The organism is Paenibacillus sp. FSL M7-0802, from assembly GCF_038004945.1.
GTDB classification, from domain to species: Bacteria; Bacillota; Bacilli; order Paenibacillales; family Paenibacillaceae; genus Paenibacillus; species Paenibacillus polymyxa_B.
Window position 1 is genome coordinate 5,210,342 of sequence record NZ_JBBOSD010000001.1, and the last position, 14,023, is coordinate 5,224,364.

Here is a 14,023-nt window from a genome sequence, read left to right on the forward strand (position 1 = left end):
CACAATATATCTTGAAAAGCTGTGTTACGATCAGTGCGTGAACAAGAGATAGTACACGAGATAACAGGAGGATGAGGGAAATGGCTGTTAAAAACGAGGTTATCCAAAAAGAGCAAAGCGCAGAGCAGTATATTCAAACGCTGATTGACCGGGGGAACCGGGCACAGCAAGCTTTCATGAGTATGAATCAGGAACAGATTGACGAAATCGTACAAGCTATGGCACTCGCAGGGATGGATAAACACATGTACCTGGCGAAGTTGGCTGTTGAAGAAACAGGACGCGGTGTGTACGAGGACAAAATCACCAAAAACATGTTTGCAACAGAATATGTCTATCATAGTATCAAAAATGAAAAAACCGTCGGTGTCATTGAAGACAATGATTTTGACAGTTTTCAAAAGATAGCAGAGCCAGTCGGCATTATCATGGGGATCACTCCAGTGACAAACCCGACTTCGACTACGATGTTCAAAGCGTTGATTGCCATTAAAACACGTAACCCAATCATTTTCGGTTTCCATCCATCTGCTCAATCGTGTAGTGCGGAAGCAGCCCGCGTCTTGCTCGAAGCAGCCGTCAAACATGGTGCTCCAGCTGATTGTATTCAATGGATTGAAGCTCCATCGATGGATAAGACAAATTCACTCATGAATCACCCGGATGTGGCTCTGATTCTGGCAACTGGTGGATCAGGCATGGTTAAGGCGGCATATAGCTGCGGTAAACCTGCTCTGGGTGTAGGCCCAGGTAACGTGCCTTGCTTTATTGAAAAAACAGCAGACATCAAGCAGGCCGTGAACGATCTTATCCTCTCTAAATCTTTTGACAACGGTATGATTTGTGCTTCCGAGCAAGCGGTTATTATCGAAGAGCCAATCTTCGAACAAGTGAAAAAATTGATGATCGCTAACGGCTGCTATTTTGTAAATAAAGAAGAAGCAGCTAAGCTCACTCAAGGAGCTATGAATGTCGAGAAATGTGCAGTGAACCCAGCAATCGTCGGGCAGTCTGCTGTGAAAATTGCTGAAATGAGTGGTATCACAGTACCAGCAGGAACTAAAATTTTGGTCGCTGAGATTGAAGGGGTAGGAACAAAATTCCCATTGTCTGCGGAAAAATTGAGTCCTGTATTGGCTTGCTATAAAGTAAAAAATGCGGAACAAGGTATTCAACGCGCTGCTGAAGTCGTGGAATTCGGGGGCATGGGCCACTCGTCCGCTATTCATTCGAACGATGAGGACGTTATCGCCCGCTTCGCAAACCGTCTGCAAACAGGACGTATCATTGTAAATGCACCTTCCACACATGGTGCGATTGGCGACATTTACAACACCAATCTTCCTTCGTTGACACTCGGTTGCGGTTCGTACGGTCGTAACTCGACTTCGTCGAACGTATCGGCAGTCAATTTGATTAATGTGAAAAGGGTGGCGAAACGGACGGTGAATATGCAATGGTTCAAAGTACCTTCCAAAATCTATTTTGAAAAAAATTCGACACAGTATCTTGCTAAAATGCCTGATATCACACGTGTAGCCATTATCACGGACCCTATGATGGTAAAACTGGGATATGTGGATCGTGTTATTCATTATCTGCATCAACGCCAAACACCGGTAGCTATCGAAGTGTTCTCTGAAGTAGAGCCAGATCCATCGACAGTTACGGTAGAACGTGGTACAGAAATGATGAGACGTTTCCAACCGGATTGCATCATCGCACTGGGCGGCGGTTCGCCAATGGATGCGGCTAAAGGCATGTGGATGTTCTATGAATATCCAGATACTGATTTCAATAACTTAAAACAAAAATTCATGGATATCCGTAAACGGATTTACAAGTACCCACGTCTGGGCCAAAAAGCACAATTTGTAGCTATCCCTACAACCTCGGGTACAGGTTCCGAAGTTACATCGTTTGCAGTAATTACGGACAAAAACCTGGGTAACACGAAGTACCCGCTGGCTGACTATGAGTTGACTCCTGATGTGGCAATTATTGACCCAGTGTTTGTATATTCGCTGCCTAAAACAGCTGTAGCGGACACAGGTATGGACGTTCTGACACATGCTATCGAGGCTTACGTGTCCGTAATGGCTAATGATTACACAGATGGTCTGGCAATTAAAGCCATTCAATTGGTATTCCAATACCTAGAACAATCGGCTCTGATCGGTGATAAGCTGGCTCGTGAAAAAATGCATAATGCTTCCACACTTGCTGGTATGGCGTTTGCTAATGCATTCTTGGGTATTAACCACAGTCTTGCACATAAATGGGGTGGACAATACCATACAGCGCATGGCCGCACGAATGCCATTTTGCTGCCGCACGTTATTCGCTATAATGCGAAAAAACCGACAAAATTTGCTTCGTTCCCTAAATATTCGCACTTTGTTGCGGATGAGCGTTATGCAGAAATCGCGCGCATACTGGGACTGCCTGCACGCACCACCGAAGAAGGGGTTAACAGCTTGATCGAAGCAATCCGTAAGATGAACAAAACACTCGGTATCGAGGAATCGTTCCAACAAATCGGTTTCGATGCGAAGGATTTCGAATCACGTGTAGACTATCTAGCTGACCGCGCATTTGAAGATCAATGTACAACTGCGAATCCGAAGTTGCCGCTGGTTACTGAGTTGGCTGATGTCTATCGCAATGCCTTCTACGGACGTTTTGACCAATAATATAATAGGTACGAAGAGGCTTGTGAAAAAGCATTTTCTCGTTCAATACCGATGCAGGCTCTCTATATAGAGGGCCTGTTGGTTTGGGAAGGGAGGTGAACGGCAAGGCTAAGGATATAGGCGTGAAGCTAGGGAAAATAAAGTGATAAAAATCACTCATATTGTGATTTTTATCACATACTACACTCTATCATTATTCTACAATAAGGGTGTAAGAAAGGTCCCGACACTGAGCGTAAGGCATCGGTGAACAGGCCGGGCTCAAGAAATAGCTTTATCGTGAAAAAAATCACAAGTCCGGAAGACCAAACAATTTGGAGGGATTTACATGTCGGTGATTGAGAGAGAATTACAAGAGCAACAATCTGGCTGGAGAGGTTTTAAAAAAGGCAAATGGACTAAAGAAGTCAACGTCAACGATTTTATTGAAACTAATATCTTACCTTATGTTGGCAATGAAGAATTTTTGGTTGGTCCTACCGCCAACACAACTGCATTGTGGGATATTGTATCCGATCTTACCAAAAAAGAGTTGGCAAACGGCGGCGTGCTTGATGTAGACGTGAATACGCCATCCACTATTATTTCACATAAACCGGGTTATCTAGACCGGGATAAAGAGCAAATTGTCGGTGTACAAACAGATGCTCCATTCAAACGCTCTTTGCAGCCGTTTGGTGGAATTCGGATGATGATCGACGCTTGCAAAGCCTATGGTTTTGAAGTACCGGAAAGTATCATTGATATCTTCACTCATATTCGTAAAACTCACAACCAAGGTGTATTTGACGCTTATACAGATGAAATGAGAGCAGCTCGTAAAGCTGGTATCATTACTGGTCTCCCAGATGCATACGGTCGTGGTCGTATTATCGGTGACTATCGTCGTGTAGCTTTGTATGGTGCAGACTTCTTGATCCAAGATAAAAAACTGCAACTGAAAAGCCTTGAAGTTGATTCCATGGAAGAAGACGTAATTCGTCTGCGTGAGGAAATTTCCGAACAAATTCGTGCTTTGAATGAACTGAAACAAATGGCTGCTGAACACGGTTTTGATATCTCAAAACCTGCTAACAATGCGAAAGAAGCTTTCCAATGGGTATATTTTGGATATCTTGCAGCAATCAAAGAACAAAATGGTGCAGCAATGTCCTTAGGACGTGTATCTTCCTTCCTTGATATTTACTCTCAACGTGATATGGAAGAGGGTACAATGACAGAAGAACAAGCTCAAGAACTGGTCGATCATTTTGTTATGAAATTGCGTATTGTTAAGTTCTTGCGCACACCTGACTATAATGAACTGTTCAGTGGAGATCCAACTTGGGTTACTGAGTCCATTGGTGGTATGTCCGTAACTGGAGAAACTCGGGTAACTAAAAACAGCTTCCGTTTCCTGCACACCCTCTACAATCTGGGACCTGCACCGGAGCCGAATCTGACTGTACTGTGGTCGGAAAAATTGCCTGAAGGCTTCAAAAAATATTGTGCGAAAGTTTCTATTGAAACTAGCTCCATTCAGTACGAGAATGACGATCTGATGCGTCCGATTTATGGAGACGATTATGGTATTGCTTGTTGTGTATCGGCAATGAAAATCGGTAAACAAATGCAATTCTTTGGTGCTCGTGCCAACTTGGCTAAAGCTCTGCTGTATGCAATTAACGGTGGTAAAGATGAAAAATCTGGCGCCCAAGTAGGGCCTGAATTCCCAGCCATTACAGGCGAAGTTCTGGAATATGAAGAAGTGTTGAGCCGCTTTAAACCTATGATGGAATGGTTGGCAAAACTGTACATGAACACTTTGAATGTTATTCACTACATGCATGATAAATATAGCTATGAACGCATTGAAATGGCGTTGCATGATCGTGATATTCTCCGCACCATGGCTTGTGGTATTGCGGGTCTGTCAGTTGCTACCGACTCCTTGAGTGCCATTAAATTTGCAAAAGTTAAACCAATCCGTAACGAAAAAGGGATTGCTGTTGACTTTGAAATCGAAGGCGAATACCCTTGCTACGGTAACAACGATGACCGTGTAGATAACATCGCTGTGGAACTGGTAGAAAGCTTCATGAGCATGATTCGCAAGCATAAAGCTTATCGTAATGCGGTTCCTACTCAATCTGTACTGACTATTACTTCCAACGTAGTGTACGGTAAGAAAACAGGTACAACACCGGATGGACGTAAAGCAGGCGAACCGTTTGCACCAGGGGCAAACCCAATGCACGGCCGTGATAAAAAAGGTGCTTTGGCATCTCTGAGTTCCGTAGCCAAATTGCCTTATGAACACAGTCTAGATGGTATCTCGAACACCTTCTCCATCGTGCCTAAAGCACTGGGTAAAGAAGAAGAAACACGCAAAACAAACCTTGTTTCGATGATGGATGGCTACTTTGGAAGCCACGCACATCATCTGAATGTCAATGTGTTTGCTCGTGAACAACTGTTGGATGCAATGGAGCACCCAGAAAACTATCCACAGCTGACGATTCGTGTTTCCGGCTATGCCGTTAACTTTATCAAGCTGACTCGTGAACAACAATTGGATGTTATTAACCGTACTTTCCACGGTACAATGTAAATAAGTATTACAATGACGCACGCATAGCGGATGCGGGAAGGATGATGCAACATGTTGAAAGGTCACATACACTCATTGGAAACCTTCGGGACCGTCGATGGTCCCGGCATCCGCTTCGTGCTCTTTATGCAAGGATGCTTGTTGAAATGTCAATATTGCCATAACCCGGACACTTGGGCCTTGAATGAAGGTAATCCGATGACGTTGGAGGAGGTATTGGCTGAGATTGAGCCGTATTTAGCCTATTACCGTTCTTCAGGAGGCGGATTGACCGTATCCGGTGGAGAACCGACGCTGCAAGCTCATTTTGTCGCAGAGCTGTTCAAAGAAGTGAAACGTCGGTGGAATTTGCACACGACACTGGACAGTAACGGCTTTAATGACGCGGGCCGTATCCATGAACTGCTGGACGTAACAGACTTGGTGCTACTGGATATTAAGCATATTGACAATGATAAGCATATTAAGCTTACAGGCAAGTCTAATGACCGTATGCTAAGTACGGCTCGCTGGTTGTCTGAGCAAGGGCGCAAAATGTGGATTAGACACGTATTTGTACCGGGTATTCATGATGACGAGCAAGATTTATTGAATTTGGGACGGTTTATCGGAACGTTGAACGGAGTCGAGAAATTCGAAATATTACCTTACCATCAAATGGGTGTTTACAAGTGGGAAATGCTCGGTAAGGAGTATCCGTTGGAGGGAGTTCCATCTCCTACAGATGAAGAAGTTCAACGTGCTTACCGACTCATTGAAGAGGGTCGTCTGGAGACTGCAGGAAAGAATGCTGTCTGTCGTCCATCATAATGTAAATGGTTCAAAAGCTATTTCCTAGTAATGAAGCCGCCGCCACATCAGGTCAGATGGGCGGCGGTTTTTTGTTGTTGAATTTTTTGCAGTCACAGGAGAAAGTTCCCTTTTTTTCATGATCAGCAAAATTTCCAGAAACTTTTTAACAACTGACGCGTCTAATAGTATGACTTTTTACGGGAATGATAATAATTTGGTGATAGAAGGAGACAGACAATGAATTTCAAGAAATGGACCATGCTCACCGCCCTTGCGGTGGCTCAGGTGGCCGCAGTAGCCCCTGTAGGAGCAGAAGCAGCATCAACAACCGTTCAATCCACCGATTCGGTTAGCGCACAGCAGGCTCAGGCCAATGTTGCTGATTCAGGCGTTCAGAATAGCATCGGAGATCAAGATGGAACTAGCACACAAAATGACACGGTTACACCTAATAACACAGGCGTATCCAATGATCCATTGACTGGCCTGCCTACGGATACAACCAACGGATCGAACGTTTCCAATGATGTATACGGTGGAGACGGAATTATCACCAATCCTGGTGGAGCTCCAACATCCATGGGTGCTAATCAATTGATTTTGTACTTAAACAGCGCGAAAATGGAACAAAACGGACAGGTGTACACAGCAACTCAGCCGATGACTGTTAAGGACGGAGTTTCCTATGTAGCTATCCGTTCTCTTGTCAGCCGTGTCGGATTGCAGTTTAGTTATGACACTGCCACCAAAGAAACCGTAATCACACAAGGAACAAATGTCATGCGCTTCAAAACAGACAGCAAGGTTTATACGGTTAACGGTGAAGCCAGACAAATGAAGGGACCGGCTTTTCAGCAAAAGAACGTATTTATGGTGCCATTGACCTCGATTACACAGGCCTTAAATATTCCTTATACTGTGAATAATACGACTAAACAAGTTATCATGGATTTGAATCAGAAGCCTAAAGCTTCCTTCACGGTTCAACAAAAAGATATCTATGCGGGCGAAACCCAAGTTACGTATTTGACGAAGGAATCTTCTCCTACAGGTCTTCCGATTGTGAACCAACGTTGGGAAGGGAAGCAGGACGTATTTCAGGAGCCAGGTACATATGTAGTTACCTATTCTGTTCTTGACTCTGCTGGGAACTGGAGTGATCCTTACTCAGTTACACTTACAGTAAGACCACCAAATCAGCCGCCAGTGGCTCTGTTTACAACTGATAAAAAAGAGTACAAAATGGGTGAGAAAATCACCATTACCGACCTGAGTACAGATGATGAGAATGCTATCACTAAGCGTGATTGGGAGAATAAGAAACTTGCCTTCTTCCAACCAGGTGATGTAACAATCACACTCACCGTGACTGATAAGCACGGCGCAACAGGTACCAAAAGTGAAACAATTAAAATTACGAATGAATTGCTGTACAACGAAGATGATTTCAATAAAATCTTCACACCATATGGTGATAAATATACAGTAGACGGCAGTCAGGTGCCTACCATGGCTACCATTCCTTTGACTAGTACATCTTCACCGCGTCTTTTGATCCGTGCTAACAGCCCGGAACGTGTATTTCAGGACGGAATTGTGTATCAGGAAACCGGATCAGGCAGCACGCGCATACTCGTCCATCATGTCAATGAAACGGGGAGAGATGTGAAGATGTACGTGATTGCGACCAACAACAATATCACTCCTGCCAATATAAATGTCGAAAATTCCGGTTTTGCCGGTCCATCTGATTTTGCCACGGCTGCGGGTAAAGTTTCAATTCAAAAATATTTTCAATCTATGATAGATGGAAGCAAGCGTTCTAGTACAGTTCTGAATCCGGGTGAAAGCCGTATTATTTTGCAGGATTTGAACGAGAAAAAAATGAAGCAAAAGCAGGTCATTTCTCTATTGTCCGATCTATACACGGATCAACCAATCCAATATACGGTCATTATGGTGGATGCGAATGCAGATCCTATGACCGTACTGCCCACGCTGGCAAAACTTCCGAAAGACGGAATTCACAACCGTGGAACGTACGCTAATGCTGATATCTCGCTCAATTATACCGAAGAGGTTGGTAAAACAGCTCAACGTATCGTTCTTGGTGATAATAAGGTAGATCCGAACCTGATTGGTACGGACGGTCTGGATGGCTCTTCTGCTTCCAATGCCGGTAATTTTGGTGTTGTATATAAAGTTAAATTGGATCATGTAGCGCCGTATTCACTGATTACCTTCAACCCGCGTGGAGGCGAATATTCCGGTTATGCGATGGTAAACAATCAGGTTGTGGGTATCCCGACGAACGGCGCGGTATGGGCTCCAAATGAGATGAGTGTGCTGTATCGCACAGGGCATATCGAGGAAAGTGTAGAGATGTATTTCACTGCTGCTGCAGGAAGTAACTTGCCAGTTTCCGTAGTAGTCATGCCTTTACCAGCTATTAAAAATTAATATGAATTAACCGGTGCTGTTTACCGGCTTAGACCTTGGGTCTCGTCATTCACCGTTTAAAAGTCGATGTCACTTGCAGAATATAGGCGTTCTCCTGCTGCGAATTTAATCGTAGCGCCGGAGAGCGTCTTTTTCTTATGTATAGATACGAATATCTCTTATAATATTGACTTTAATCGTGGTATAATAAATAGATGCAAGCCTAAGCCTGCATCAGAAAACCTGAAACTACAGACAGGGGAGGGTGAAACGCATGCTGACAAAGGATGAAATTATTGCAACAATGTCCGCTCAGGGGCTGCGTATTACAGATCAGCGCAAGACGTTGGCCACGTTATTTTCCGAGAATGAAGGGTATCTGTCCCCCAAAGACGTTTATGAATATATGGGTAAGAAGTACAGTGGACTTAGTTTTGATACGGTTTATCGTAATCTGCGTGTAATGCAGGAATTGGGTGTACTGGAACAGGTATCTTTTGAGGATGGAATGAAGTTCAAGGTGAGCTGTAATGAGCATCATCACCATCACCATATGATTTGCTTGAGCTGTCAGAAAACATTACCGATTTCTTTTTGCCCAATGCAAATGACGGATACAACGGATCAATTCCAAATCGTCGAGCACAAGTTTGAAATTTTTGGTTATTGCAAAGATTGTCAACAGAAGAATGGGCATACTGACAGTAATTCGGATGGGGGATTCAGACAGACGAGCAGTCACACTCACAGCCACGGGGGCTACTGAAATGAAAATCACCACACGCAGAGTGGTACAGGCTCCGATTAAGTTTTATCGTTCCTATATTTCACCGTTAAAGCCGGCTACCTGCCGATTCTATCCAACGTGTTCGGCGTACGCGTTGGAGGCGGTAGAGATGCATGGTGCGCTCAAAGGTTCATGGCTTGCTGCTAAGCGTATAGCCAAGTGCCATCCCTTTCATCCGGGCGGCGTAGATTTGGTCCCTCCTGCAAAAAAGGGAACAGATAGGTCTAGCGAAGATCGTTTGGCTACCCACTCTGAAAAGGGTCTGACTTGACAGCGCTATGCGGATTTGGTTATATTTTGGTTAATATTGTTTTCCTGCGAAGGGATGAGTAGGGTAAAACGCCCAGTACAGAGAGCCGGGGTTAGCTGCAAACCGGTCTGGAGCGAAGCCTGAATATGGTCCTGGAGGAACCTTTTTCGAGCGTATTTGCCTCAGTTATTAGTGCTTGGGAGGCAATCGTAAGGGGGAGGCGTGTTCCAGCGTTAATGGGCGGTCAGATGTGACCGGTGAAGCCTGTAGTCTGCGAGGATACAGGAAAATTGGGTGGTAACGCGTGAGGTGACTCTCGTCCCATAGGGGCGGGGGTCTTTTTTGTGCCCAATTTGTGCCAAATACATGAATTGGAGTACCATCATGTCAGCAGGTCTTATAGCTGCCGTGAACAAAACAGGAGGCAACACACATGTCCAATGAGAACACATTTTACATTACGACACCGATCTATTATCCGAGCGACAAGCTACATATAGGTCATGCTTACACGACGGTTGCGGGAGATGCAATGGCCCGTTACAAGCGGCTACGCGGTTATGAAGTGCGCTATTTGACAGGAACGGATGAGCATGGTCAGAAGATTGAGCAGAAAGCAAGTGCAGCAGGCAAAACGCCGCAACGTTTCGTAGATGATATTGTGGCAGGTATTCAAGAACTGTGGCGGAAGCTCGACATTTCCAATGACGATTTTATCCGTACTACGGAGGAACGCCATAAGGCTGTTGTACAAGAAATTTTTGATCGTTTGCTGAAGCAAGGCGATATTTACAAGGGAGAATACGAAGGCTGGTACAGCATCCCTGACGAGACGTACTACACAGAAACTCAGCTGGTTGACGTGGTGAAGGACGCCGAAGGCAATGTGGCTGGAGGAAAAAGCCCGGATAGTGGACACCCTGTAGAACTGGTCAAGGAAGAGTGTTACTTTTTCCGTATGAGCAAGTATGCTGATCGGTTGCTGCAATTTTATGAAGAGAATCCGCAGTTTATCCAGCCGGAATCACGTAAAAAAGAGATGATCAATAACTTCATCAAGCCGGGTCTGGAGGATTTGGCTGTATCCCGTACTACCTTCGATTGGGGCATTAAGGTGAAGGGGGATCCGAAGCATGTCGTGTATGTGTGGATTGATGCACTTTCCAACTACATCACAGCCTTGGGTTATGGCTCTTCCAATACCGAGCTGTATGATAAATTCTGGCCTGCAAATGTGCATATCGTAGGTAAAGAGATTGTACGGTTCCACACGATATATTGGCCGATTATGCTGATGGCGCTGGATCTTCCGTTGCCTAAAAAAGTATTTGCACATGGTTGGCTGCTCATGAAAGACGGTAAAATGTCGAAATCTAAAGGCAATGTTGTAGACCCAGTGACGTTGATTGACCGTTATGGTCTGGACCAACTACGATACTACTTACTGCGCGAGGTGCCTTTTGGGGCAGACGGAACATTTACACCAGAAAGTTTTGTAGATCGAGTTAATTCGGATTTGGCAAATGATCTGGGCAACTTGTTGAATCGTACCGTGGCGATGGTAGATAAATATTTTGATGGTAAGGTTCCAGCTTATGAAGCGAATGTAACAGCATTCGACGGAGCTTTGGAAGACATGGCAACATCGACTTATAGTAAAGTAGAAGAAGCCATGGAAAACATGGAGTTTTCCGTGGCATTAACGGCGATTAGCCAATTTATTAGCCGTAGCAACAAGTATATTGACGAGACGCAACCATGGAATTTGGCTAAGGATGAGGCAAAACGTCGCGAATTGTCATCTGTTATGTTGCATTTGGTAGAAAGCTTGCGCATCGCTTCTATCTTACTCCAGCCATTCTTAACCCGTGCTCCTCATAAAATTTGGGAGCAGCTCGGTATTAGCCAAGGTGAGTTGACTACATGGGATAGCGGCAAACAGTTCGGTCGTATTCCGGAAGGAACGCAGCTGGTCAAAGGTAATCCGATCTTCCCGCGTCTGGATTCAGAGCAAGAGGTTGCTTTTATCGTGGAAGCGATGACTGGAGGTAAGAAGCCGGAGGAAGCTACGACACAAGCTCAACCGCAGAATGCATCTGAGACGAGTCAGGAAGCACCGGAGGCAAAGGAAGAGATTGGCATTGAGGATTTTGCCAAGGTGGAACTGCGCGTTGCTCAGGTCGTCGCCTGCGAGCCTGTGAAGAAGGCCGATAAACTATTGAAGCTTCAGCTTGACCTTGGTTATGAGCAGCGGCAAGTAGTATCAGGGATTGCGAAGTTTTATACACCTGAAGATATCATTGGGCGCAAGGTGATCTGTGTGACCAATCTGAAGCCAGTAAAACTTCGGGGAGAGTTGTCGCAAGGTATGATTTTGGCAGCATCACATGGAGATCAGCTTACGCTGGCCACCGTACCGGAAGGTATGCCGAATGGTGCGGTTGTAAAGTAGAACGCTATGTAAAAATAAAAGAGCGTAATGAGCGTATGTCCGGGAATTATTCTTCCTGGGCATGCGCTTTTTGGCTTGCATCATATTTTGCTCCCGCTATACGTATGTTTTAGTAGGCAGGGCTTGTTTGCTTGTGTTCACTTAAGACAGGTGGGAGGAAATGATGATGACAAATATCAACGCTGGGTTGGCGATCATAGCCGGACTGGTTTCTTTTTTTTCACCGTGTTGTTTACCGCTGTATCCATCTTATTTATCGTATATGACAGGGATGTCTGCGCGTGAACTAGCTGAAGGACGGCACAAGACTGAGGTTCGTTATCGTACGATGGGACATACGCTTGCTTTTGTATTGGGCTTTTCGGTGGTTTTCTATTCACTGGGTGCAAGTGTCGGGTTGCTTGGAGAATGGTTTGCCAATTATGGGGATGCGCTAAGAGTGGTAGCGGGATCACTTATTTTACTAATGGGGCTGGTATCTCTTGGTGTGGTGCGCCCTTTGATTCTAATGAGGGAGCATAAGCTTCGCTGGACATGGAAGCCTGCCGGGTACGCCGGTTCCTTTGTAATCGGAATTGGATTTGCGGCAGGCTGGTCGCCCTGTATCGGTCCCATGCTAACAGCTATTATCGCTTTGGCGGCAGTAGAGCATCACATTTGGTTCAAACTGATTACAGGCTATGCGCTTGGCTTTGCGATTCCATTTTTTATATTAGCTTTGCTGGTAGGCTCTGTTCGACTATCCTCTCGCTATACCTCCATCCTCATCAAAACAGGTGGCATACTACTAGTTATTACGGGCATTTTACTGGTAACGGATCATATGACCGATGTAACGCTATTTTTACAACGGATTACCCCAGATTGGATGCTAGTTATGTGAAATATTCAATACGACTTAAAGGGAAATGTTCAAAAATGCGCTCTGTGATAAACTCTCGAAGTGCATTTTGCTGTTCATCGGGATAAACATATTTGTTTTGTCCCCAGCGGCCCCATTTTTTCTTGCGTTTCTCTATGTCCATCTCCAGTTTGGTTTTCGGATAACGTTTCTCGATGACAGCTTTGGATGTTTTGGTGAAGCGATGCTGAATTAATTCGAACGTCAAATCTTTTGTAGCATGCTGTGGCAAGGTTTCTCCCAATTTTCGCAGCAACTCGCCGTAACCTTCTTCCCAGCCGTCATACCAGATGATGGGTGCGATGATGAACCCCAGTGGATAACCGGCTCGTGCGATTTTGCCAGCGGCTTCAATACGTTCCTCGAAGCGTGAAGTTGCAGGTTCAAACTGTTTAATAACATAATCGGAATTAATGCTAAAGCGGATGCGAGTATGACCATTATGTTTAATATCCAGCAATGGATCAACATGATGATATTTAGTAACAAAACGCAGACGACCAAATTCTTCATCTGCCATGAAACGAATCAAGTCTTCAAGCGTTCCGGTGATATGCTCCAAACCAACTGGATCGGAGGTGCAAGCTGCTTCAAAACGGGTAATTTCAGGCGCACGCTCCTCGATATAAGCTTTAGCTGCTGATAAGATATCGTCAGTGTTGACATATACACGAATATACGGCTTTGCTCCCAAGGTTGTTTGTAAATAACAGTAGTGACAGTGCCCCATACAACCAGTCGAAATGGGGATGGCGTATTCGGCAGAGGGCTTGGATTGGTCAAAAGTTAACGTTTTACGGATACCGACAACCAAAGTTTTTTTTGCCATTCGGTACTTTTCAACTTCAGTTTCACCTGGTAAATTGGTAATTCGGTTGTGAGAGGTAGTCATCCGATACGGAATATCCTTGGCTTTAACCCAATCCATAATACGCTGGCCCTTAGGATAATTCAGTGCGTCTGGCTCAAAAAACACCAGATCAGGCAAAAATGGCTTGGTTCCTCTGGTTTGGACAGGAGTACGCTCAAGCGTAGACATGACTAACGCTCCTTTCGAAATAAATCCACAGTGCTCTGGTGTCCAACTTTAACATATTGCCGCAGAAATAAACGATACAG

At 44.8% G+C, this 14,023-nt stretch carries 9 protein-coding genes; 8 read left to right on the forward strand and 1 reads right to left on the reverse strand.

The features are described 5' to 3' along the window. Positions 1 to 80: 80 nt before the first annotated feature. The 8 genes from adhE (at position 81) to MHB54_RS23770 (ending at position 12,886) form a co-directional block, all read left to right on the forward strand. A complete protein-coding gene (gene adhE, locus MHB54_RS23735; RefSeq protein WP_023989274.1) occupies positions 81 to 2,693 on the forward strand; it encodes a bifunctional acetaldehyde-CoA/alcohol dehydrogenase in 2,613 nt (870 codons plus the stop codon). 328 nt (positions 2,694 to 3,021) lie between these two features. Then, entirely contained in the window at positions 3,022 to 5,283 is a 2,262-nt protein-coding gene (pflB, locus tag MHB54_RS23740) for a formate C-acetyltransferase (RefSeq protein ID WP_023989273.1), read from the forward strand. Between the two features lie 51 nt (positions 5,284 to 5,334). Continuing rightward, positions 5,335 to 6,093, forward strand: a complete 759-nt coding sequence (pflA, locus tag MHB54_RS23745; RefSeq protein WP_013310845.1) for a pyruvate formate-lyase-activating protein — start codon at positions 5,335 to 5,337, stop codon at positions 6,091 to 6,093. A 219-nt stretch (positions 6,094 to 6,312) separates the two neighbouring features. Then, positions 6,313 to 8,535 (forward strand): copper amine oxidase N-terminal domain-containing protein, encoded by a 2,223-nt coding sequence (locus MHB54_RS23750; RefSeq protein ID WP_264453620.1) that lies wholly within the window; start codon positions 6,313 to 6,315, stop codon positions 8,533 to 8,535. Between the two features lie 253 nt (positions 8,536 to 8,788). Beyond that, positions 8,789 to 9,280, forward strand: a complete 492-nt coding sequence (locus MHB54_RS23755) for a Fur family transcriptional regulator (RefSeq protein WP_013310843.1) — start codon at positions 8,789 to 8,791, stop codon at positions 9,278 to 9,280. Between the two features lies 1 nt (position 9,281). Beyond that, the gene (gene yidD, locus MHB54_RS23760) at positions 9,282 to 9,572 is read left to right on the forward strand and encodes a membrane protein insertion efficiency factor YidD (RefSeq protein WP_023989271.1); all 291 of its coding nucleotides are present in this window, start codon (positions 9,282 to 9,284) and stop codon (positions 9,570 to 9,572) included. 412 nt (positions 9,573 to 9,984) lie between these two features. Beyond that, positions 9,985 to 12,003 (forward strand): methionine--tRNA ligase, encoded by a 2,019-nt coding sequence (gene metG, locus MHB54_RS23765; RefSeq protein WP_023989270.1) that lies wholly within the window; start codon positions 9,985 to 9,987, stop codon positions 12,001 to 12,003. Between the two features lie 166 nt (positions 12,004 to 12,169). After that, a complete protein-coding gene (locus tag MHB54_RS23770; protein ID WP_340982145.1) occupies positions 12,170 to 12,886 on the forward strand; it encodes a cytochrome c biogenesis CcdA family protein in 717 nt (238 codons plus the stop codon). Here MHB54_RS23770 and splB read toward each other — a convergent pair. Then, positions 12,879 to 13,943, reverse strand: a complete 1,065-nt coding sequence (splB, locus tag MHB54_RS23775; protein WP_264453621.1) for a spore photoproduct lyase — start codon at positions 13,941 to 13,943, stop codon at positions 12,879 to 12,881. The two genes, MHB54_RS23770 and splB, sit on opposite strands and share 8 nt — an antisense overlap. Positions 13,944 to 14,023: the final 80 nt, after the last annotated feature.

Bases quoted from the DNA above. Each gene is read 5' to 3' on its own strand.
- adhE (WP_023989274.1), top strand. From the start codon at position 81: ATGGCTGTTAAAAACGAGGTTATCCAAAAAGAGCAAAGCGCAGAGCAG.
- pflB (WP_023989273.1), top strand. From the start codon at position 3,022: ATGTCGGTGATTGAGAGAGAATTACAAGAGCAACAATCTGGCTGGAGA.
- pflA (WP_013310845.1), top strand. From the start codon at position 5,335: ATGTTGAAAGGTCACATACACTCATTGGAAACCTTCGGGACCGTCGAT.
- MHB54_RS23750 (WP_264453620.1), top strand. From the start codon at position 6,313: ATGAATTTCAAGAAATGGACCATGCTCACCGCCCTTGCGGTGGCTCAG.
- MHB54_RS23755 (WP_013310843.1), top strand. From the start codon at position 8,789: ATGCTGACAAAGGATGAAATTATTGCAACAATGTCCGCTCAGGGGCTG.
- yidD (WP_023989271.1), top strand. From the start codon at position 9,282: ATGAAAATCACCACACGCAGAGTGGTACAGGCTCCGATTAAGTTTTAT.
- metG (WP_023989270.1), top strand. From the start codon at position 9,985: ATGTCCAATGAGAACACATTTTACATTACGACACCGATCTATTATCCG.
- MHB54_RS23770 (WP_340982145.1), top strand. From the start codon at position 12,170: ATGACAAATATCAACGCTGGGTTGGCGATCATAGCCGGACTGGTTTCT.
- splB (WP_264453621.1), bottom strand. From the start codon at position 13,943: ATGTCTACGCTTGAGCGTACTCCTGTCCAAACCAGAGGAACCAAGCCA.